This is a genomic window from Chitinibacter fontanus (assembly GCF_013423785.1).
GTDB lineage: Bacteria > Pseudomonadota > Gammaproteobacteria > Burkholderiales > Chitinibacteraceae > Chitinibacter > Chitinibacter fontanus.
Map to the genome: position 1 here is coordinate 778,916 of NZ_CP058952.1, position 22,322 is coordinate 801,237.

Below are 22,322 nucleotides of genomic sequence, written 5' to 3' on the forward strand. Positions count from 1 at the left end.
CGGGTCGAAATGAATTAAGGAGTTGGCGTCGTCATTGGCATGCGCACTTCACGGCTCACGCCCGAAGGGCCTGGAAAGGGTTTAAACAGGCTGCGAATCAGCCATGGCACGGCGGTATCGAGCTCGTCATTTTCACTGCGATTGCGCGCGCGGCCTTCGTACAGCTTGGCAAATTCACCTTTATCCAGCGTTTTGCGATCCAAAATATCGACAAACACTTCGCGGGTATAAATGGTTTCATTTACCGTTTGCGAGCCGACGATACCAGTTTCGGGGTAATAACGCGGGATAAACACCACGCTACCGCCACTAATCACGCGTTGGTAGCTGACCGAATAACCAATCGTGCCCCAAATCGGTTGCTGATAGGACTTGTTCTTACCATCGTCGATCTGATAATCAAACCGCACCAGCCAATCGGCCGCTTTCGGATCACGTTGCCAGATCAGCCCTTGCTCCACCAGATGTTGTGCCAACTCGGTTTCATATTGCTGATAGGCCAGACTTTGCGCTTGCGAAGCGCTGCGCTCAAACGCAAACGCTTTAGGTTTGGCCATCGCCGCAGCCACGGCTGCTGCGCCAGATGCAACGGGCGCAGAGGCTTTCAACACGCCAGCAGGCAGCTGATGACGTACCGACACGGTAGCCACAAACGATGGGCTAGCGCAGCCAGCCAGGATGGCCAGCACGAAGACGCCAAACAGCGCGCGCGGCGACATTAGGCGATTTTCCCGGGAATTTTAGGCGTGTTGACCACGACATCACCGCATTGCGCACGGTGACGCAGGGCGTGATCAATCAAGACCAAGGCCAACATTGCCTCAGCAATTGGCGTTGCACGAATACCAACGCACGGGTCATGACGGCCTGTGGTGGCCATCATCACTGGGCTGCCCATTTTGTCGATCGATTGACGCTCTTGCGCGATACTAGAGGTGGGTTTAACTGCCAGATTCACAGTGATGGCTTGCCCTGTTGATATACCCCCCAATATGCCGCCAGCGTGGTTGGTCGCAAAGCCATTTGGCGTTAGCTCATCACAATGCACTGAGCCGCGTTGCGCAATGCTATCAAAGCCAGCGCCAATTTCTACGCCTTTCACCGCGTTGATATTCATCATCGCGTAGGCGATTTCGGCGTCAAGACGATCGTAAACTGGCTCGCCCCAACCCACTGGCACATTCTCCGCGACAACCGAGATTTGTGCGCCGACAGAATCGCGCTCTTTACGAATCGCGTCCATATAGTCTTCAAGCTGCGGCACGATCTCGGCATTCGGTGCGAAAAAGGCGTTCTCGCTCACGTGATCCCAGCTTTGGAACGGAATATCAATTTCACCCAATTTGCTCATATAGCCGCGAATGACGATGCCGAATTTTTCACGCAGCCATTTTTTGGCAATCGCACCAGCAGCCACACGAACGGCAGTTTCACGCGCAGAGCTACGACCACCGCCACGCGGATCGCGAATGCCATATTTGTGCCAATAGGTGTAATCGGCGTGGCCAGGGCGGAAGGTTTCGACGATTTTGCCGTAATCTTGGCTGCGCTGATCTTGGTTGCGAATCAGTAGCGCAATCGGTGTACCGGTGGTTTTGCCTTCATAAATACCCGACAAAATCTCAACCGTATCAGGCTCTTTGCGTTGCGTAACATGGCGGCTAGTGCCGGGCTTGCGGCGATCAAGTTCAAACTGAATATCTTCCAGCGATAAATCCATTCCTGGAGGGCAGCCATCAACGATGCAGCCAATCCCTGCACCATGGCTTTCGCCAAATGAAGTTACAGTAAACAACAAGCCCAAACTATTGCCCGACATGGTGCACTCCAAGAGTCTGTTTTAATTCTGAATGTGCGCAATTTTAGCATGCCACGCGTTCGTGCGCGGGCATCAGCAAGATTGATTTATCTGAGCAAGAATAAAAAAACCGCCAATCTCAGTAGAGACTGGCGGTTCAAAATGGTGGTTTCAAGCGTTGCTAATTTACAGCTTAGAAGTCACCACGCAGTCCGATCGCGATGATGCTAGCGTCTGAACCTTTAGCGAGGTCAAAACCTGAGCTTGAAGTGAAGGCAGTGTTTTTGTCGTTGTCAATTTTAGTGTAAGACGCAATCACACGTACCTGTTTGTGCAATTTGTAAGATGCAGCAATGCCGAATTCTTTACCACCGGTATCTGCCTGCTCTTTACCTGCCTCTTCAACGTTTTTAGCTACCGCGTATGAAGTTTGGAAGTCCCAATCACCGAAGGCATAAGAAGCGCCGATACCGTAGCTAACTTGCTCTTGATCGAAGACTTTCTTTTCTACAGTGTTATTCGCTTTAGCATTGGTTTTTTCCCATACTGCGCTCAATTTTGCGCCAGCGAATTTAGCAGTAGCACCAACGGTGAAAGCGTCCATTGACTCATCACCTTGTTTGCCAGTCGCATCTGATTTGATGCTCAACTTGCCACCTTTCAAATCAGAAGCTGCATCTTCCACTTTGCTGTAGCCAACGCCGATATCAAAATATTCGTGGTTGTATGCAAGCGCAGCTGAGAATTGTGGAGCGTTGATTTTCTCACCGCCAGTTGTTGCGGCAGTAGTCGTGCAGTTGCTAACAGTTGCACATTTAGTTGTGTAAGTCGTTGTCGCAGTTGTCGCCACTTTACCGAAGTTGTAGCTTAACTGACCGTTGAAACCTGCCCAGTTTGGTGTCTCGTAGTGAACCATGTCACCTTGACGGCCACCTAGACGCGCCAGCACTGATTTATCGCCAACAAACTCAGAAGCATCATTCAAGGTGCCATCAAACACGCCGTATGCTGATTTTTTCAGGTTTTTGTAGGCATTGTCGTAGCGACCAATCAGGAATTTACCGGCTTTTGCGCTATCCAAACCGATGAACGTATTGCGAGTACCAAAACCAATTTTGCTGCCGTCGAGTGGATCGCCGTTATTGCCCAAGTAAAAACGTGACTCTACTTGGCCAATAGCTTTCAAATCATCGCTAATTTTCCAATCGCCTTTCACACCAATGCGCGAGCTTTGGTCTGCAACGCGAGTTTGGCTGTCTTGGCCATCTTGCAATGTAGTGCCTGGGAATGCATCAACACTCACAACCTCTACCGCAGAACGCAAGCTGCCGTAAATTTTAACTGGGCCCAGATCAACATCAGCCATTACAGCAGGGGCAACAAAGGCAGCAGCAACTGCAGCAGCAACAAACTTGTTCATTTCTAGTTAACTCCGAGTTTATAAGAATCTTTGTTTCTGTGATTTTTCACAACAACGCGATTGTATAAACCCATTGTTAATATCCAATGTCATATTGATGACATTTATATTACACAACACAAGCAACTATTTGATTGCAAATATTTTTTACCCAAACAAAAAAGCGGCCGAAGCCGCTTTTTTGAATAGACGATCTAAACTGAACAAGTCAGATTAGAAACCAGTCCAAGTACCAACCAAGATACGAGTAGCATTGTCGCCTTTAGCTAAGCCGTCAGCATTTTGCCAGATTGGGGCAGCTGAACCGTTGTTTTTACCAACGATGTTGTGACGGATTTGCAAGAATGCGCCAGTGTTTTTAGACAAACCGTAATCGTATTGGAAACCGATAGTTTGGAAGCTAGAGTCATCAACTGTGTTGCCGTTAACTTTAGCGTCGTCACCGAGGTAGTAACCCAAGCTCACAGCACCTTTACCCAGGTTGTAAGTGCCGCTCAACAGGTAACCGATTTGCTCTTTCTTAGTACCTGAAGTTTTAGTTTCGAAGTTACGAACCAATGCGCGAACTGCGAAGTCACCGAAGTTACCGCGAGCACCCAAGATCCAGTTAGCGTATTCGTCGCCAGCTTTAACTGCGTAACGGTTAGCTTTAGTGGTCAAAGTACCCCAGTCAGCAACACCAGCAGGAACTGGAGTTGCATCTTTAGTAGCAGCGTAACCTGCGTCAACATTGATCGGGCCGAAAGCACCGTGTGCGCTTACTTCGTAAGCAGCTGCGTCGCCAGACAAACCGTCAACAAAGTCGTAACCCAAGTTGAAGTTGAAGCCACCGAAAGATGGTGAAGCGTAAGTGATACCTGAGCCGAAGCCAGTGAATGGCAACTCACCTACAGTACCTGAGAAGCCTTTAGAACCGTATGGCCAGTCTTGAGTCAAGTAAACGTCAGACCATTGGTTACCAAACTTCAAAGTACCCCAGTCACCAGTGTAACCGATCCACGCTTCACGAGTACCGAAGCTGTCGAAACGGTCTGGAGTAGCTACTTTAGAAGCCAGACGCCAGATAACGCTAGAACCGTTGTCCAGTTTATCTTTACCGTCGAAGTTCAATACGATAGCGATCTCTTGCAAGAATTTGCCATCGCCATCAGCGGTGTTGTTAGTGCGGTAGAAGAAGTCCATTTCTGCTGAACCAGAAATAGAAACATCAGCAAAAGCTGGAGCAGAAACTGCGGCTGCTACTGCAGCTGCCATCAGAACACGCTTGAACATTATTAATTTCTCCAAGAGACGAGAGTTAGTTAAAACCACCGTAACAGCGACTTTGGTTTTTATTGCCGCTGATTTACAGCCCTGAGAATACGCAAACTCATCCAGCATGGCAAACCCTAGCCCACGTTCTCGGCTCTTGTGTCACATTGATACAACATTCAATTTCCCATAAAAAAACGGCGCTAGGCGCCGTTTTTTTATCACTGCAAATAAAGCAATTAAGTCAATTTATCAGAAGCCAGTCCAAGTCCCAACCAAGATTCTTGTTGCAGTATCCTTGCCGCCATTGGCTGCGCCATCAAGCTGCCATGCGCCATGCATTACGCTAGTTTTATTAGCATTATCAAACATATGGTGACGAACCTGCACAAAACCGGTCGTGTTTTTCGACAGCGCATAATTGTACTGTGCATTGATAACATCAATGCCATCATTAGCCGTCACACCATCAGTTTTACTATCTGCAACACGCTGATAGCCCAAATTCACATTGTGTTTACCTGCCGTATAACCAGCACGGACCAAGTACTGATCAACAGTAGTTTTGCCTGTACCAACATGAATGGCATTATTCACATCGCCAGTCCATTCGTTTCGCTTGTAGGCAGCGGCCAAATCAAAGCCGCCGTTAAAATAGCGAACACCTGCATTAATAACGCTAGATTTATTATCACCTACAGCATCCGCACTACCATCATTTGAATAGCCGCCTGACTTACCCCAAGCATTACCACCGAAGGTAAATGCCTCAGATGATGCGTATTTATTATTGCGGGCCTCAGAATAGCCAGCATCCAGACGGAGTTTTCCCGAAGAGCCCAAATCCGCATCATAACCAGCAGTTACTTCATAGGCATATGCATCGCCGGAGCCCTCTCCCATATCAACCTGGGCTTGCATTGCAAAGCCCCCAAAGTTTGGAGAGAAGTAGCTGACTGCTCGAGCATAGTTTACTGAGTGCGCACCAAAATCTGCCCACAAATTACCCTGACCTTGAGCGCCATATGGCCAATCCAGTGTCAGATACTGATTTGAAAACTGATTACCGAAACGCAACTCACCCCAGCCACCTTGATAACCAATCCACGCCTCACGCTGACCAAATGAATCAAATCGATAATCTGTAGCTACTTTTTGTGCCAAGCGCCATTTCAATGTATCGCCACTATCGAGCTTATCTTTACCGTCGATATTTACGACAATCGCGATTTCTTGCCCAAAAGTATTGTCGCCATCAGCTGCAACTTGATTAGTGCGATAGAAGAAATCCATCTCTGCCGAACCACTGATCGACACATCAGCCATTGCAGGTGCAGAAAATGCTGTAGCTACAGCAGTCGTAATCAAAACTCGTTTAAACATAATCGTCTCCAAGTAACCCGCATCCAATATTTATTCGGGATGCGCTCATTGTGCTATCACACTGGAGGCAATTCTGTGCAAAACTTCCTTATCTAAAGGGTAAAACTACATACAAGACAACCCAAAATTCAGAACCACATTCATTTTGCATTTTTCGGGCGTTCAATGCTATTTTGTCCAAAAAAAAACCAGCTAGCATTGCTAACTGGCTTTTTTAACTTAGACAAAATTAAGCTTATTTTGAGGCCATCACTCGTACCATTTCTAGTACTTTGCTTGAATAACCCCACTCGTTGTCGTACCAAGCAACCAATTTCACAAAGGTTTTATCCAACGCAATACCGGCATCAGCATCAAATGTTGAAGTGCAAGCTTCACCACGGAAGTCAGTAGAAACAACTTTCTCGGTGGTATAACCCAATACGCCCTTCATTGAGCCTTCAGAAGCGGCTTTCATCGCCGCGCAGATTTCTTCGTACGAAGCTTCTTTGTTCAATTCAACAGTCAAATCAACTACAGAAACATCAGAAGTAGGTACGCGGAATGCCATACCGGTCAGTTTACCTTTCACTTCTGGAATCACCACACCCACCGCTTTAGCTGCACCAGTCGATGATGGGATGATGTTTTCCAAAATGCCGCGGCCACCGCGCCAATCTTTGTTCGATGGGCCATCCACTGTTTTTTGAGTTGCTGTCGCAGCATGTACGGTAGTCATCAAGCCGCGCTTGATACCGAAATTATCGTTAATAACTTTAGCGATTGGTGCCAAGCAGTTGGTAGTACAAGACGCATTAGAAATAATCGTTTGGCCTGCATAAGTATCGTTATTCACGCCATACACAAACATCGGAGTGTCATCTTTCGATGGGGCAGACATAATGACTTTCTTAGCGCCTGCGGCAATGTGCTTCTCGCAAGTCTCTTTCGTCAAGAACAGACCAGTCGACTCAACAACCACATCAGCACCGATCTCACCCCACTTCAATTCAGCTGGATCTTTAACTGCTGTCAGACGGATTGTTTTGCCATTAACAACTAGATTGCCATCAACTACAGCAACCTCACCTTTGAATTTGCCATGCACCGAATCATGCTTGAGCATGTAAGCAAGATAATCTGGCTCTAACAAATCATTGATACCTACAATTTCGATATCATCTGCAAAATTGTATACCGCAGCACGGAACACCATACGACCGATACGACCAAAACCGTTAATACCTACTTTGATAGCCATGAATCATCTCCAAAAGGATCGAATAAATCGGGACGCCTAAGCATGCACTAATAGATGCATATTTGCCTTTGCGCCATGACAAAAACACCGTAAATAAAATTGGGGCAGACAACCTAGTTGTTACCCCAAAAACAAATCGGGCAAACCGCCCGATTTTACTTAATCCAAATCAACCACGCAGACCTGCTGCTTCACGCGCCAAGGCCGTAATACCAGCCCAATCACCTTTAGCCACCATATCTTTTGGCGCCAACCAAGAGCCGCCAACACAGCCAACATTTGGCAACGCCAGCAATTTTGGTGCTGACTCAACACTCACCCCACCCGTTGGACAGAATAAGATTTGTGGCAAAGGACCACCCAAGGCTTTAAGCATAGCCAAGCTGCCCGCCTGCTCTGCAGGGAACAGCTTCATTGCATCAAACCCTTCTTCCAAAGCGGCAATTGCTTCAGATGGCGTCATCACACCTGGCAGCAATTCAATACCACACTCACGTGCAGCGGCCGCCAATTTTGGTGTCAGACCTGGAGTCACTGCAAACACAGCGCCCGCTTCTTTCGCTTGTACAAACTGCTCAGGACGAACAACTGTACCCACGCCAACGATGGCGCCAGGCACATTTTCCGCAATCGCTTTCACCGCCGCAAGCGCAGCATCAGTGCGCAATGTTACTTCCAGAACACGAATGCCACCTTCAACTAAAGCTTTTGCCAAGGGCACTGCGTGTTCCACATTTTCAATCACTAGCACTGGCATAACAGTGCAAGAGCGCATGATGTCACGAATCTGCATGAGAATTTTCCGTCTTATTGAATTGCGGCCTTATATTCATAATCAAGGTCAGCAAAGGTTTCAAACCGGCTAGCACATCTCCTCTGACACTAGCCGCTCACTACAAAATCAAATTTACGCTTAATGCGCCAAACCGAGGCTAATAGCACCTTCTTCTGCACCAGTCGCGGCAGCACGGAAGGTCGTGAACAATTCACGCCCCATGCCAAAGCCATTCGCACTCAAATCGGCAGTAGCAACTTCACGAGTATTCCACTCTGCAGCATCCACTTGCGCTACTAGCTCACCTGTTTCAGCGTTCAGTAAAATCATATCACCCGTGCGAACCTTGCCTAATGCACCACCTGAAACCACCTCAGGCGTAATATGGATCGCAGCAGGAACCTTGCCCGATGCACCAGACATGCGACCATCGGTCACCAGCGCCACTTTAAAACCACGGTCCTGTAAAACACCCAACGGTGGCGTGAGCTTATGCAGCTCAGGCATACCATTCGCACGCGGCCCTTGGAAGCGAACTACCGCAACAAAGTCACGCTCCAATTCACCGCGCTTAAATGCAGCAATAACATCTTCTTGGTCATCAAAAACGATAGCTGGCGCATTTACAATACGGTGCTCTACCGCAACCGCAGAAGTTTTAATAACTGCGCGACCCAAATTACCCTGCAGTAACTTCGTACCGCCATCGGCTTGGAATGGATTAGCAGCAGTGCGAAGTACCGAATCATCACCGCTCTGCACTGGAGCATCGCGCCAAACAGCAACGCCATTATCAAGGAAAGGTTCTTGTGCATAATGACGCAAACCGAAACCAGCTGCAGTCCATACGTCTTCGTGCAACAGCCCTGCATCGAGCAACTCACGAATCAGATAACCCATGCCGCCCGCAGCATGGAAGTGATTCACATCGGCTGCACCATTTGGGTACACCTTAGCCAACAGAGGAATAATCGCCGACAAATCATTAAAGTCGGACCAATTAATAATCACACCAGCTGCGCGCGCGATCGCGATCAAGTGAATAGTGTGGTTAGTTGAACCACCGGTTGCCAGCAAGCCAATAATGCCGTTAATGATGGCCTTTTCATCAATCACTTTGCCGACAGGAATAAATTCGTTACCCAAAGCGGTAATCTGTGCAGCACGTTTAGTTGCTGCGACTGTCAATGCGTCACGCAATGGTGTACCTGGATTGGTAAATGCCGCACCTGGCATATGCAAACCCATAATTTCCATTAGCATTTGATTTGAGTTGGCCGTACCAAAGAAGGTACAGGTACCTGGGCCATGGTATGAACCTTCTTCGGAAGCCAACAACGCATCACGCCCTACCTTGCCTTCAGCAAACAATTGGCGGGTGATGTTTTTTTCTTTATTGGCAATACCGGTCGTCATTGGGCCAGCGGGAACGAAAATCGTTGGCAAATGGCCAAATTGCAGTGCGCCAATCAACAAGCCGGGAACAATTTTGTCGCACACGCCCAAACAGAGCGTGGCATCAAACATATTGTGCGAGAGCGCCACAGCAGTAGACATCGCGATCACGTCACGACTGAACAGCGACAACTCCATACCTGGCTGGCCTTGGGTCACGCCATCACACATAGCAGGAACACCACCAGCAAACTGCGCAGTCGCGCCAGCCTCATTGGCCGCTTTTTTAATAATTGCAGGGAAAGTTTCAAATGGCTGATGCGCTGAGAGCATTTCGTTATATGCAGAAACGATCGCCAAATTTGGCTGACGCATTTCACGCATCATGATTTTATCTGTCTCTGGCATTGCAGCCCAAGCGTGCGCCTGATTGGTACAGGCCAGACCTTTACGCACTGGCTCTTTACTTGCCGCCTGCTCCACACGCGCCAAATAGCGAGAACGTGATTCTTTACTGCGTTCAATAACGCGCTGAGTAACTTCGACCAAACCAGGATGCAGGGACATGAAAGAACTCCAAATTTTCAGGACTAAACCGCCCAAACAGCGGACTTAGAATTTAAGCGTAGTTTTACTACAACAAAGGCGTTTCGACAAGCAAAACTATGCACAAAGCCAATTCGCTGCAGTGCAACAAGGCCTTGCACCACAAAGGGTTTCCGCGAAAAACGCTTGCGCCATATTAGTGCAAACCATTAGGTAATAAATTCGTTTGCTAGGGACTTTGAGCCTGTAGTAAGATTACAAAGCTTACTATGCTTGACCCTTCGTCAAGCTCCAATTCCAGACGAGGATTTTTGGCTCATGACTGCGATCGACGCTTTCGATATCGTATTTTTTGGCGGCACAGGTGACCTCGCTTTACGCAAGTTACTTCCTGCACTTTACCACCAAGACCAAGACGGCAATTTGCCAAGCGAAGGTCGAGTTATCTGTTTGGGCCGTAGCCCTTCTGACACCGCAGCTTATGTCGACAAAGCCCATGTGAAGGCGAAAGAATACCTTGGCAGCCATTATAACGAAAGTGACTGGAAGAAATTCGCTGCGCGCATTGAATACCTAAAAGTCGATGCAAATACTGAAGCTGACTTCGTCGCTCTAGCTGAAACACTCAACAAATTTCCGGCACGCGAACGCGTTTTCTACCTCTCAACAGCGCCTGACTTTTTTGCCCCGATTGCCAAAAACCTGGCAGCACAAGGCTTGAACCAAGGCAATTCCCGCGTTGTGTTGGAAAAACCACTGGGTCATGATCTGGAATCATCCAACAAGATTAATGACGAGGTGGGCGAATACTTCACCGAGAAACAGATCTACCGGATCGACCACTACTTGGGTAAAGAGCCAGTACTGAATTTGATCGCACTGCGCTTTGCCAACACGCTACTTGAGCCGCTGTGGCGCCGCGAATGGATTCGCGATGTGCAAATCACCGTAACCGAACAAGTGGGCGTGGAAACCCGTGCCGACTTCTACGACAAGACCGGTGCGCTGCGCGATATGGTACAAAACCACTTGCTGCAATTGCTAACCATCGTGGCGATGGAGCCACCAGCATCGATTGATGCCGATGCAGTTCGTGACGAGAAACTGAAAGTGCTGCGCGCGCTCAAACCACTGAGCGTTGATGATGTAAAAACTAAAGTGGTTCGTGGCCAGTACCGTGCTGGTGCGGTTGGTGGCAAGCCTGTTGTTGGTTATCAGGATGAACCAGGCGTGCCTGCTGGCTCTAAAGCAGAAACCTTCGTTGCGTTAAAGGCCGAAATCGAAACCTGGCGTTGGGCAGGTGTACCTTTCTTCCTGCGTACCGGCAAACGCCTAGGAGATCGTCTGGCGCAGATCGTGATCAATTTCCGCGAAGTACCAACGTCGACCTTTGGCAAAAACACGCGCCCAAATCGCTTGGTGATCGAGTTGCAACCCGATGAGTCAGTCCGTCTGTACATGATGGCCAAAGAACCGGGCAAAGACCGTTTGCGCGAAGTGTATTTGGATCTGGATTTCAAAGAAGCCTTTAGCACTCGCAGCCCAGAAGCTTACGAGCGTTTGCTGATGGATGTGATCAAAGGCGATCTGTCATTGTTCGTGCGTCGTGACGAACAACGTGCCGCTTGGCGTTGGGTTGAGCCAATTATCGAATCTTGGGAAAACAGCAGCGAAGGCCCTAAAACCTACACCGCTGGTACTTGGGGCCCTGCCGCTTCTTCGGCGCTGCTTTCACGTGACGGCCTATGCTGGCACGAAGAAGCATAAATACCCACCAGCAGTAACCACATCAAGACCATGCTTAGCATGGTCTTGATTGCAATACCCCGCAGCATTTTGAGAGTTTGGAGATTTTGATGTCTTTGCAATGGCATGAATTTAGCAACAAAGAAGCACTTGATCAGCAATTGGCGCTCACTATCGCAGACGAGCTCAAACAAGCAATCGCGCAGCGTGGCCAAGCGGGTTTAGCGGTTTCAGGTGGTCGCACGCCAGCCGGCATGTTCAAAGCCTTGCGTAATATCAATCTCGACTGGTCACGAGTGATCATTACCCTCGTTGACGAGCGCTGGGTGCAAGCTGATCACGCCGACAGCAATGAACGTTTGACGCGTGAAAATTTATTGCAAGACGCTGCTGCTGCTGCAACTTTTGTTTCTTTAGTCAATCAAGCGGCAACTCCGCATGAAGCATTGGCAGAAATCGAAGCACGCTTAGCATCGCTACCTAAGCCAATTGATGTGGTCGTACTCGGCATGGGTGATGATGGTCATACTGCATCGCTATTTCCAAATGCACCTGAGCTGGAAGCGGCATGTGCTTCAACCCAACTATTGGCCGCAGTAACCCCACCAGTGGCTCCACATCAGCGCATTACACTCACGCTACCGAGCATTGTTTGCAGCCGCAAAGTAATCGTACACATTACTAGCGATAGCAAAAAAGCACTGCTATTGGATGCCATGGCGACGGATGTCGCTATCTCTGAGCAATATCCTATTCGCCGTGTTCTTGACCAAGTTCCCCAAGCTGACGTTTTCTGGGCTGCCTGAGTGCTAGCGCAATGACGCTTTATTTTTGTATTAACCTTCAAACCACTCGCCAGCCGGCGAGTGGTTGTGCACGTTTGAGTGAGGACTAACGATATGCTCGAACGCATCAAAACCGTACTCGATTCATTATCGAAATCAGAGCGTAAAGTTGCCGAGTTGGTCATTGCGCAGCCAAATCTGGTGGCCAATGCCCCGATTGCACAAATTGCTGAGTTGGCCGATGTTTCACAACCGACGGTGATTCGCTTCTGTCGCTCGCTCAACTGTTCAGGCCTACAGGACTTTAAACTGCGCCTTACCCGCAGTTTGGTATCTGGTGTGCCCTATGTGCACTCGATGGTCTCGGCAGATGATTCTGCCCATGATCTAGCGCGTAAACTATTTGATAACAATATTTCGCACCTGCTCCGTTGTCGCAACGAGCTCGATACTGATGTACTTGAACGCGCAATTAAAGTGCTATCGAACACACATAAAATCGAGGTTTGGGGCCAAGGCCAATCGGGTGCGGTGGCGATTGACGCGCAAAATAAATTTTTCCGTCTTGGTGTACCCACGGTCGCCTACACCGACCCGCATATGCACGGCATGAGCGCGTCGATGCTCAAGCCGGGTGATGCCGTGATTGCGGTCTCTAACTCTGGCCGTACGCTCGATATGCTGCGCTCAGTTGAAATCGCCCGCGATGCCGGCGCTGACGTCATTGGTATTACCCACAGCAAATCCCCACTCGCGAAGCGCTGCAATATTTGCCTTTATGCCGACACGATGGAAGACCCGGATTTGTACACCCCAATGATCACCCGCATTGTGCATTTGGTGATTATTGACGTACTCGCCGTGGGCGTCGCACTCAAACGCGGCCCAGAGCTGATTGATCAGCTTGAAAAAATGAAACGCAATATGAAAGAAAAACGAGTTCGCGGCCATGAGTAAGCGAACCAATACCAAAGCTAATAAAAATAGTGATTCACGAGGAACTGTGTCGATGTCCAATTTAACTTCGTCGCCGGCTTGGCAAGCGCTCATCGAGCATTACAAAGAAATCAAACCACTGCACATGCGTGATTTGTTTCTGAACGATCCACATCGCTTTGAGAAATTCTCCCTTGAAACCGGTGGTCTATTTTTTGATTACTCAAAAAACCGCATCACCGAGCAAACCATGGCGTTGTTGTTCGACCTGGCTCGCCAATCTGGTGTCAAAGAGCGGATCGAGAAAATGTTCTCGGGTGAAAAAATCAATATCACCGAAAACCGCGCCGTATTGCATACCGCCTTGCGCAATCTGGATCACAATCCGATTGTGGTGGATGGCGAAGATGTGATGCCGAAAGTGAACGCGGTCAAAGAGCAAATCGGCCACTTCTCGGATAAAGTTCGCTCAGGGGAGTGGCAAGGCTATACCGGCAAACCGATTACCGACATCGTGAACATTGGGATCGGCGGCTCGGATTTGGGGCCATTAATGGTCTGTCAGTCGCTCAAAGAATACGGCCATGCCCGCCTGTCGATGCATTTTGTTTCGACGGTTGATGGTGATCAGATTGTTTCAACGTTGAAATTACTCAACCCAGAAACCACGCTATTTATTATTGCGTCAAAAACCTTTACCACCCAAGAAACCATTACCAATGCCCGCACCGCGCGCGCTTGGTTCGTCAAAGCAGCGGGCGATGAAAAACACATCGCCAAGCACTTTGTTGCCGTATCGACCAATAGCAAAGCCGTCGCTGAGTTTGGTATCGACACCAATAATATGTTCGAGTTTTGGGATTGGGTAGGTGGTCGCTACTCGCTATGGTCAGCGATTGGTTTGCCGATTGCAATCTACTTGGGCAAACACAATTACCAAGATTTGCTGCACGGTGCTTACACCATGGACCAGCATTTCCGTGGCAAACCATTTGAGCAAAATCTGCCGGTGATTATGGCGATGCTTGGCATTTGGTACGGCAACTTTTTTGGTGCCAACACCCATCTGGTTTCACCGTATAACCAATGTATGTCACGCTTCCCAGCCTATTTGCAACAGCTGGATATGGAATCGAACGGTAAAACCGTTGATCTTGATGGCAATCAGGTTGATTACGCCACAGGCCCGGTGGTGTGGGGTGATGCGGGGATCAACGGTCAGCACGCTTATTACCAGATGTTGCACCAAGGCACGCAAATCGTACCGATCGACTTTATCGCAACGATTGAGCACCCCGATATTCCAGAGCCACACAGCACCATCTTGATGGCCAATTTCTTCGCCCAAACCGAAGCATTTATGCGCGGTAAAAACGAAGCTGAAGTACGTGCGGAGCTCGAAAAATCTGGTATTACCGGCCAAGCGCAAGACGAGCTAATGCCACACAAGATTTTCAAAGGCAACCGTCCAACTAATACCATCATCATGCAGCGCCTGACACCACGTCGTCTGGGTGCATTGATCGCCCTGTACGAACACAAAATTTTTGTACAAGGCACCGTGTGGAACATTAACTCCTACGATCAGTGGGGTGTTGAATTAGGCAAACAATTGGCTAAGCTGATCGAATCCGATTTGACTACACCAGGCTTAACGACTAGCCATGACGCATCAACCAATGGCTTGATTAACTATTTCAAACGCAATACACCGCGCTAAACAGACACGCAGGCAAACCCTGCGTGCTCAAGGCCCGACCACATGAACCGGGCCTGAAGAAGTGTGATTTTAAAATAACCCACTCACAAGGTAGATACACGATGGCAGATCAGATTAACGACCATGATCCACAAGAAACCAAAGAATGGCTCGAAGCGCTACAAGGCGTTATCGCAGCTGAAGGCGCTGAACGCGCCCATTTCCTCGTGGAAAAACTGGTAGATCAAGCCCGTCAAGACGGTGTGAACATCCCTTACACTGCCACTACGGCTTACATCAACACCATTCCTGCGCACTTGCAAGCCAAGCACCCAGGCAATGCACACCTTGAAGAACGCATTTTGTCGTACACCCGCTGGAATGCAGCGGCGATGGTGGCTAAGGCCAACCGCGATGCGGCCGAGCCTGGTGGTCACATTTCTTCATTTGCTTCAGCCGCCACGTTGTACGATGTGGGTTGGAATCATTTCTGGCACGCCGCCAATGAAAACCACGGCGGTGACTTGGTTTATTTCCAAGGTCACTCTGCGCCAGGTATGTACTCACGCGCCTTCCTCGAAGGTCGCATTTCTGAAGACCAACTGAACAAATTCCGTCGCGAAGTGGACGGTGACGGTCTGTCTTCGTACCCGCACCCATGGTTGATGCCAGATTTCTGGCAATTCCCAACTGTATCGATGGGTCTGGGCCCACTGATGGCGATCTACCAAGCTCGCTTTATGAAATATCTGGATGATCGCGGCTTTAAACAAAAAGGCGATCGTCACGTTTGGTGTTTCTGCGGTGACGGTGAAATGGACGAGCCAGAATCTCTGGGCGCGATTTCATTGGCTGGCCGTGAAAAACTCGACAACTTGATTTTCGTTATCAACTGCAACTTGCAACGTCTGGATGGCCCAGTACGCGGTAACGGCAAAATCATCCAAGAACTCGAAGGCGACTTCCGTGGTTCGGGCTGGAACGTAATCAAAGTGGTTTGGGGCTCAGGCTGGGATGCCTTGCTGGCGCAAGACAAGAAAGGCTTGCTGCAAAAACGTATGATGGAAGTGGTTGACGGCGAATACCAGACTTACAAATCGAAAAATGGCGCTTACGTGCGCGAACACTTCTTCGGTAAATACCCAGAATTGCTCGACCTCGTTGCGAACATGACCGACGACGACATCTGGAAACTGACGCGCGGCGGTAACGATCTGTTTAAAGTTTACGCTGCGTACAAAGCGGCCGTTGAGCACAAAGGCCAACCAACGCTCTTGCTCGTTAAAACCGTTAAAGGTTTCGGCGTTGGCGCTGCCGGTGAATCACAAAACACCGCGCACAACACCAAGAAATTGGGTGACGATGACTTGTTGCATCTGCGCGATCGTTTCCACGTGCCATTGTCTGATGAAGAAGCCAAAGCGTGCACTTTCTATCGTCCACCAGCAGACAGCCCAGAGTACAAATACATGATGGAGCGTCGCGCAGCATTGGGCGGCTTTATCCCATCACGTAAACCAGTCAACGAACCACTGGAAGTGCCAGCGCTGGACGCATTCAAAGCCTTGCTCGAATCTTCGGGCGAGCGCGAAATGTCAACGACCATGGCCTTTGTGCGTATCTTGAACACCTTGGTGAAAGACAAACAAATCGGCAAACGCGTGGTGCCTATCGTTCCCGATGAGAGCCGTACTTTCGGTATGGAAGGTATGTTCCGTCAATTGGGCATCTGGTCACACGTGGGTCAATTGTACGAGCCACAAGATGCTGACCAACTGATGTTCTACAAAGAATCGCAAACCGGTCAGATCTTGCAAGAAGGTATCAATGAAGCGGGCGCGATGTCAGACTGGATCGCCGCAGCAACATCGTATGCCAACCACGGCCACACGATGATTCCGTTCTACATCTACTACTCGATGTTCGGTTTCCAACGTATCGGTGACTTGGCTTGGGCAGCAGGCGACTTGCGCGCACGCGGCTTCTTGATCGGCGGAACGGCTGGTCGCACGACACTGAACGGCGAAGGCTTGCAGCACCAAGATGGTCACGGTCATCTGTTTGCTGAATTCGTACCAAACTGCGTGTCTTACGATCCGACGTTTGCGTATGAATTGGCCGTGATCGTGCAAGACGGTATGCGTCGTATGTATCAAGACCAAGAGAACATCTACTACTACCTGTCGGTGATGAACGAGAACTACGCTCACCCAGCGATGCCAGCGGGTGCGGAAGCGGGCATCCTGCGCGGTCTGTACCAATTCAAACAAGGCGACGCTGGTAAGCTCAAAGTTCAATTGATGGGCTCAGGCACGATCTTCCGTGAAGTGATCGCGGCGGCTGATTTGCTGAAAGCGGACTTCGGTGTTGATGCCGACATCTGGTCAGCGCCAAGCTTTAACGAACTGCGTCGTGACGGTATGGCCGCAACTCGCCACAACTACCTGAACCCAACCGCTGAACAGCGCGTTCCATACGTTACGGAATGCCTGAAAGATGCCCAAGGTCCAGTGATTTGTGCGACTGACTATAAACGCACTTACGCCGATCAAATCCGCGAATACGTACCAGGTCGCTATGTGGTACTCGGTTGCGACGGCTTCGGTCGTTCAGCTAGCCGCCAAGAGTTGCGCAGCTTCTTCGAAGTTGATCGCTACCACGTTGCCGTGGCTGCACTAAAAGCCTTGGCCGACGAAGGCTTGCTACCAGTGGCTAAAGTCGCTGAAGCGATTGCGAAATACGGCATCCGCACCGAGCGCCCAGCGCCTTGGACTGTGTAACTAATAAGTGAGAAACAGCTTGGTTTGGGTATAGCCACCCAAGTCAAGCTGAACAATTAACGGCGGGATATACCCCACCCTCACAGGATTTGACCATGAGCAACATTATTGAATTGAAGATCCCGGACATCGGCGGCCACGCAGGCGTTGAAGTCATTGAAGTATTTGTCAAAGTTGGTGACGTGATCGAGAAAGAGCAATCTTTGATCACTTTGGAAACCGACAAAGCCACTATGGAAGTGCCAGCCACTGAAGGCGGTGTCGTTAAAGAAGTTAAAATCAAAGTCGGCGATAAAGCCTCCGAAGGCGATGTAGTCTTGATGCTGGAAGTCGGCGCAGCCGCTGCGGCTCCTGCACCTGCAGCTACTGCGGCACCTGCTCCAGCTGCCGCACCAGTCGCAGCACCTGCTGCGGCCGCGATCGTTGAAGTGCATGTACCCGATATCGGTAACTTCGACGCGGTTGAAGTAATCGAGGTCAACGTCAAAGTTGGCGACACCATCGCGATTGATGATGGCCTAATTACGTTGGAATCTGACAAAGCCAGCATGGAAGTACCATCAACTGCCGCTGGTGTAGTAGAAAGCATCGCAGTTAAACTCGGCGACAAAGTAGCACAAGGCGCACTGGTATTGACTGTACGCTCTAGCGCAGCTGCCGCAGCGCCAGTCGCAGCGGCATCAGCACCAGTTGCTGCGGCTCCTGCTCCAGTTGCTGCTCCAGCCGCTGTAGCAGCTCCCGTTGCCGCACCGGCAGCAGTTGCTTCTGCACCGGCTAAATTTGACGAAGCGAACTTCAACAAAGCGCACGCTTCGCCATCAGTACGCAAATTTGCGCGTGAATTGGGCGTGGATTTGAGCAAAGTGGCAGGTAAAGGCCCGAAAGGCCGTATCTTGCACGAAGACGTTCAGTCATTTGTTAAATCAGTGATGACCAGCGCCGTTGCATCTTCATTGGCTGCTCCAGCAGCCAGCGGCGCATCTCTGGGTGGCGGCATTGATTTGTTGCCATGGCCAAAAGTCGATTTCGCCAAATTCGGCCCAATCGAAACCAAGCCACTGAGCCGCATCAAGAAAATCTCTGGCGCCAATCTGCACCGTAACTGGGTCGTGATCCCGCACGTGACGTTCAACGACGAGTGCGATATCACCGAGCTGGAAGAATTCCGCAAGCAAGTCGGCAAAGAGTGGGAAAAATCAGGCCTGAAGATCAGCCCATTGGCGTTCATCATCAAGGCCGCCGCTGAAGCGCTCAAAGCCTTCCCGGAAATGAATTCATCACTCGACGGCGACAATCTGGTTCTGAAACAGTACTACCACATCGGCTTCGCCGCTGACACGCCAAACGGCTTGGTAGTACCAGTGATCAAAGACGCCGACAAAAAAGGCCTGAAAGAAATCTGCAAAGAGCTGACCGAATTGTCGTTAGCGGCCCGCGAAGGCAAACTGAAGCCAACCGATATGCAAGGCGCAACCTTCACGATTTCTAGCTTGGGCGGCATCGGCGGCACGGGCTTTACACCGATCGTGAATGCACCTGAAGTGGCAATCCTGGGCGTATGCAAATCGCAAATCAAACCAGTTTGGAACGGCAAAGAATTTGCGCCACGTCTGATGTGCCCATTGTCGCTGTCATTCGATCACCGCGTGATCGATGGCGCGCAAGCGGGTCGCTTCACAGTGCATCTGGGCAAATTGCTTAGCGACGTTCGCCGCTTGATTCTCTAATTCTGCGAGGCGTGATGGGCTAGGTATTGCTCTGTAGCTTAATACAGACCTAGCCCCCACCTCATACCCAAGACCTCACAGGAATAAATGATGAGTAATACGATTGAATTAAAAGTACCCGATATCGGCGGTCATAGCGATGTGGCGATTATCGAGTTGTTTGTTAAAGTTGGTGACACCGTTGCGGTCGAAGAAAGCCTGATTACGCTGGAAACCGACAAAGCGACGATGGAAGTACCAGCGACGCACGCAGGCGTCATCAAAGAGCTGAAAGTAGGCGTCGGCGACAAAGTGTCTGAAGGCAGCGTCATTGCCATCGTGGAAGTAGCTACTAGCGCCGCTGCGCCAGCACCTGCTGCCGCGGCACCAGCGCCTGCAGCAACTCCGGCGGCAGCACCTGCCGCGGCCCCAGCAATTGCACCAGTCGCTGGCCAATACGCTGGCGCAGTCGACATGGAAGTCGACATGATGGTTCTCGGCGCTGGCCCTGGCGGTTATTCAGCAGCGTTCCGCTCTGCGGACCTTGGCTTGAAAACGGTCTTGGTTGAGCGTTACGGCACCCTGGGTGGCGTATGTTTGAACGTCGGTTGTATCCCATCGAAAGCCCTACTGCACAACGCTGCGGTGATCGACGAAGTGGCGCACTTGGCTTCCAACGGGATTAAATTTGGCAAACCAGAAGTCGATATCGACGGTCTGCGTGGCTACAAAGAAAAAGTGATCAACAAGCTCACTGGCGGTTTGGCTGGCATGGCCAAAATGCGCAAGGTTGAACACGTACGCGGTATCGGTACTTTCCTCGACGCAAACCACATCGAAGTGCAACTGACTTCGGGTACCGGCAAAGATTTGACTGGCGAGAAAAAAGTCATCAAGTTTGCCAAAGCAATTATCGCTGCGGGTTCGCAAGCTGTGAAATTGCCTTTCATTCCGAACGATCCACGTATCGTTGATTCAACCGGCGCGTTGGAGCTGAAATCAGTACCAAAACGCATGCTGATTATCGGCGGCGGCATTATCGGTCTGGAAATGGGTACTGTGTACTCCACGCTGGGCGCACGCTTGGACGTGGTTGAGCTATCGGATGGCCTGATGCAAGGCGCGGATCGCGACTTGGTGAAAGTATGGCAAGACTGGAATAAACACCGTTTTGACAACATCATGCTGCAATCGAAAACCACCAGCATTGAGCCAAAAGAAGACGGCATCTGGGTGACGTTTGAAGGCCCGAAAGTACCGAGCGAGCCACAATGCTACGACTTGGTATTGTATTCAACCGGTCGCTCGCCAAATGGCAAGAAAATCGGCGCTGAAAATGCTGGCGTGATCGTTGATGAACGTGGTTTTATCGCCGTAGACAAACAAATGCGCACCAACGTGCCGCATATCTTCGCGATTGGCGACTTGGTGGGTCAACCGATGTTGGCTCACAAAGCCGTACACGAAGCACACGTTGCCGCTGAAAATGCCGCAGATCACAAAGCCTACTTCGACGCGCGTGTGATCCCAGGCGTGGCCTACACCGACCCAGAAGTGGCTTGGGTTGGTTTGACTGAAGATCAAGCCAAGAAAGAAGGCATCAAGATCACTAAAGGCGTGTTCCCATGGGCCGCTTCGGGCCGTGCGATTGCCAATGGTCGTGATGAGGGCTTCACCAAGCTGATTTTCGACGCAGAAAACGGCCAAATCCTTGGCGGTGCAATTGTTGGCCCACATGCCGGCGATATGATTGGCGAGATTTGTTTGGGCATCGAAATGGGCGCAGATGCAGTGGATATCGGTAAAACTATTCACCCTCACCCAACCATGGGCGAATCAATTGGTATGGCCGCCGAAGTGGCCAAAGGCGTATGTACTGACCTGCCGCCACAGCGCAAGAAATAATCTCTGTTATTCTCTGGAATAACACACACAAAAGCCACGGCATGCCGTGGCTTTTTATTTGCAATAATTGCCGCCCCAACAGCTATTTTTGCCATAAACAATCTTTTCCGGCGACGTGGCACGAAAGATCGGCACATATCACCCGCAAAAAAACGACAGTTAACACCGGAATTCAAATTCAAATAATGGCCGTATATTACCAAAGCCTTTGATTAGAAATGGGTTAAACACTATACCCATACCCTGTATAAAATATACTAGCTATTTACCTGCAGCAAATCGTGCTTTTTATGCGGCACTGCAATAAATTACAGAGACACGCGGCCGATAATTAATTTAATCGGCATAGTTTTTGCATTGCTGATGCGTGCTGACACGGAATGGAGTTGGAATCATGGTTCAATTCGACTTAATCAACGATGCTCTGAGCAAACAGCAATCAAAAGCGCTACTCAGCAACGAAATCACCACCGAGCTCGAACAATGCATCGCGCTCTGTGCCAAGCTCAAAATTGATTTTTACGACTGTCTGGCGCATGCGCGGATCGACTACGAAAAACATTTACGCGATGCGCAGCACTAATTAAATTTCAGCTGCAAATAAAAAAGCCACCCGAAGGTGGCTTTTTATTTATTCTGGCGTCCCCACGGGGAATCGAACCCCGGCCGCCGCCGTGAAAGGGCAGTGTTCTAACCGCTAAACTATAGGGACTTAAATTGTCGCATTACTGCGAGTACTACTTTAATACACTTTGGCGTCCCCACGGGGATTCGAACCCCGGTTACCGCCGTGAAAGGGCGATGTCCTAGGCCTCTAGACGATGGGGACTACGTACTACTGAATTACATGTCTAAAGGCAAACATACAACTCGATTTTTTGGTGGAGGTAAGCGGGATCGAACCGCTGACCTCTTGCATGCCATGCAAGCGCTCTCCCAACTGAGCTATACCCCCAA

16 protein-coding genes and 3 tRNA genes are annotated in these 22,322 nt (G+C 49.9%); 8 read left to right on the plus strand and 11 right to left on the minus strand.

Translation table 11 applies throughout. From position 1 onward, the window contains the following. Positions 1-14: 14 nt before the first annotated feature. From HZU75_RS03610 to edd, 8 genes are all read right to left on the minus strand, one after another. Complete coding sequence (locus tag HZU75_RS03610) at positions 15-719, minus strand: DUF4136 domain-containing protein (protein ID WP_180307826.1); 705 nt, start codon at positions 717-719, stop codon at positions 15-17. Beyond that, positions 719-1,819 carry a chorismate synthase gene (aroC, locus tag HZU75_RS03615; protein ID WP_180307827.1) on the minus strand — a complete coding sequence of 367 codons (1,101 nt, stop codon included), beginning with the start codon at positions 1,817-1,819 and terminating at the stop codon, positions 719-721. The genes HZU75_RS03610 and aroC overlap by 1 nt, the downstream gene beginning before the upstream one ends. Positions 1,820-1,991: 172 nt before the next feature. Further along, the gene (locus tag HZU75_RS03620; RefSeq protein ID WP_180307828.1) at positions 1,992-3,218 is read right to left on the minus strand and encodes a porin; all 1,227 of its coding nucleotides are present in this window, start codon (positions 3,216-3,218) and stop codon (positions 1,992-1,994) included. Positions 3,219-3,431: 213 nt separating this feature from the next. Then, the gene (locus tag HZU75_RS03625; RefSeq protein WP_180307829.1) at positions 3,432-4,598 is read right to left on the minus strand and encodes a porin; all 1,167 of its coding nucleotides are present in this window, start codon (positions 4,596-4,598) and stop codon (positions 3,432-3,434) included. Between the two features lie 123 nt (positions 4,599-4,721). Continuing rightward, entirely contained in the window at positions 4,722-5,852 is a 1,131-nt protein-coding gene (locus HZU75_RS03630; RefSeq protein ID WP_180307830.1) for a porin, read from the minus strand. Positions 5,853-6,087: 235 nt separating this feature from the next. Beyond that, the gene (gene gap, locus HZU75_RS03635; RefSeq protein WP_180307831.1) at positions 6,088-7,092 is read right to left on the minus strand and encodes a type I glyceraldehyde-3-phosphate dehydrogenase; all 1,005 of its coding nucleotides are present in this window, start codon (positions 7,090-7,092) and stop codon (positions 6,088-6,090) included. A 169-nt stretch (positions 7,093-7,261) separates the two neighbouring features. Beyond that, entirely contained in the window at positions 7,262-7,885 is a 624-nt protein-coding gene (gene eda, locus HZU75_RS03640) for a bifunctional 4-hydroxy-2-oxoglutarate aldolase/2-dehydro-3-deoxy-phosphogluconate aldolase (protein ID WP_180307832.1), read from the minus strand. Positions 7,886-8,005: 120 nt separating this feature from the next. Next, the gene (gene edd, locus HZU75_RS03645) at positions 8,006-9,829 is read right to left on the minus strand and encodes a phosphogluconate dehydratase (RefSeq protein WP_180307833.1); all 1,824 of its coding nucleotides are present in this window, start codon (positions 9,827-9,829) and stop codon (positions 8,006-8,008) included. Positions 9,830-10,126: 297 nt separating this feature from the next. On the opposite strand from edd, the gene zwf reads away from it, so the two are divergent. From zwf to HZU75_RS03685, 8 genes are all read left to right on the plus strand, one after another. Continuing rightward, positions 10,127-11,575, plus strand: a complete 1,449-nt coding sequence (gene zwf / locus HZU75_RS03650; RefSeq protein ID WP_180307834.1) for a glucose-6-phosphate dehydrogenase — start codon at positions 10,127-10,129, stop codon at positions 11,573-11,575. An 89-nt stretch (positions 11,576-11,664) separates the two neighbouring features. Continuing rightward, positions 11,665-12,360, plus strand: a complete 696-nt coding sequence (pgl, locus tag HZU75_RS03655; RefSeq protein WP_180307835.1) for a 6-phosphogluconolactonase — start codon at positions 11,665-11,667, stop codon at positions 12,358-12,360. Between the two features lie 93 nt (positions 12,361-12,453). Further along, positions 12,454-13,296, plus strand: coding sequence for a transcriptional regulator HexR (hexR, locus tag HZU75_RS03660; RefSeq protein ID WP_157315259.1), 843 nt, complete (start codon positions 12,454-12,456; stop codon positions 13,294-13,296). A 52-nt stretch (positions 13,297-13,348) separates the two neighbouring features. Next, positions 13,349-14,995 carry a glucose-6-phosphate isomerase gene (pgi, locus tag HZU75_RS03665; RefSeq protein ID WP_180307836.1) on the plus strand — a complete coding sequence of 549 codons (1,647 nt, stop codon included), beginning with the start codon at positions 13,349-13,351 and terminating at the stop codon, positions 14,993-14,995. A 101-nt stretch (positions 14,996-15,096) separates the two neighbouring features. Continuing rightward, the gene (gene aceE / locus HZU75_RS03670; protein WP_180307837.1) at positions 15,097-17,754 is read left to right on the plus strand and encodes a pyruvate dehydrogenase (acetyl-transferring), homodimeric type; all 2,658 of its coding nucleotides are present in this window, start codon (positions 15,097-15,099) and stop codon (positions 17,752-17,754) included. Between the two features lie 95 nt (positions 17,755-17,849). Beyond that, a complete protein-coding gene (aceF, locus tag HZU75_RS03675) occupies positions 17,850-19,481 on the plus strand; it encodes a dihydrolipoyllysine-residue acetyltransferase (protein ID WP_180307838.1) in 1,632 nt (543 codons plus the stop codon). 90 nt (positions 19,482-19,571) lie between these two features. After that, complete coding sequence (gene lpdA, locus HZU75_RS03680) at positions 19,572-21,365, plus strand: dihydrolipoyl dehydrogenase (protein WP_180308721.1); 1,794 nt, start codon at positions 19,572-19,574, stop codon at positions 21,363-21,365. A gap of 394 nt (positions 21,366-21,759) precedes the next feature. Then, positions 21,760-21,948, plus strand: coding sequence for a hypothetical protein (locus HZU75_RS03685; RefSeq protein ID WP_180307839.1), 189 nt, complete (start codon positions 21,760-21,762; stop codon positions 21,946-21,948). Positions 21,949-22,002: 54 nt separating this feature from the next. Here the strand turns inward: HZU75_RS03685 and HZU75_RS03690 are convergent. From HZU75_RS03690 to HZU75_RS03700, 3 genes are all read right to left on the minus strand, one after another. Next, positions 22,003-22,077: transfer RNA gene (locus HZU75_RS03690), tRNA-Glu, on the minus strand. A gap of 41 nt (positions 22,078-22,118) precedes the next feature. Further along, positions 22,119-22,194 (minus strand) — tRNA-Glu (locus HZU75_RS03695). Between the two features lie 50 nt (positions 22,195-22,244). Next, positions 22,245-22,320 (minus strand) — tRNA-Ala (locus HZU75_RS03700). Between the last annotated feature and the right edge of the window lie 2 nt (positions 22,321-22,322).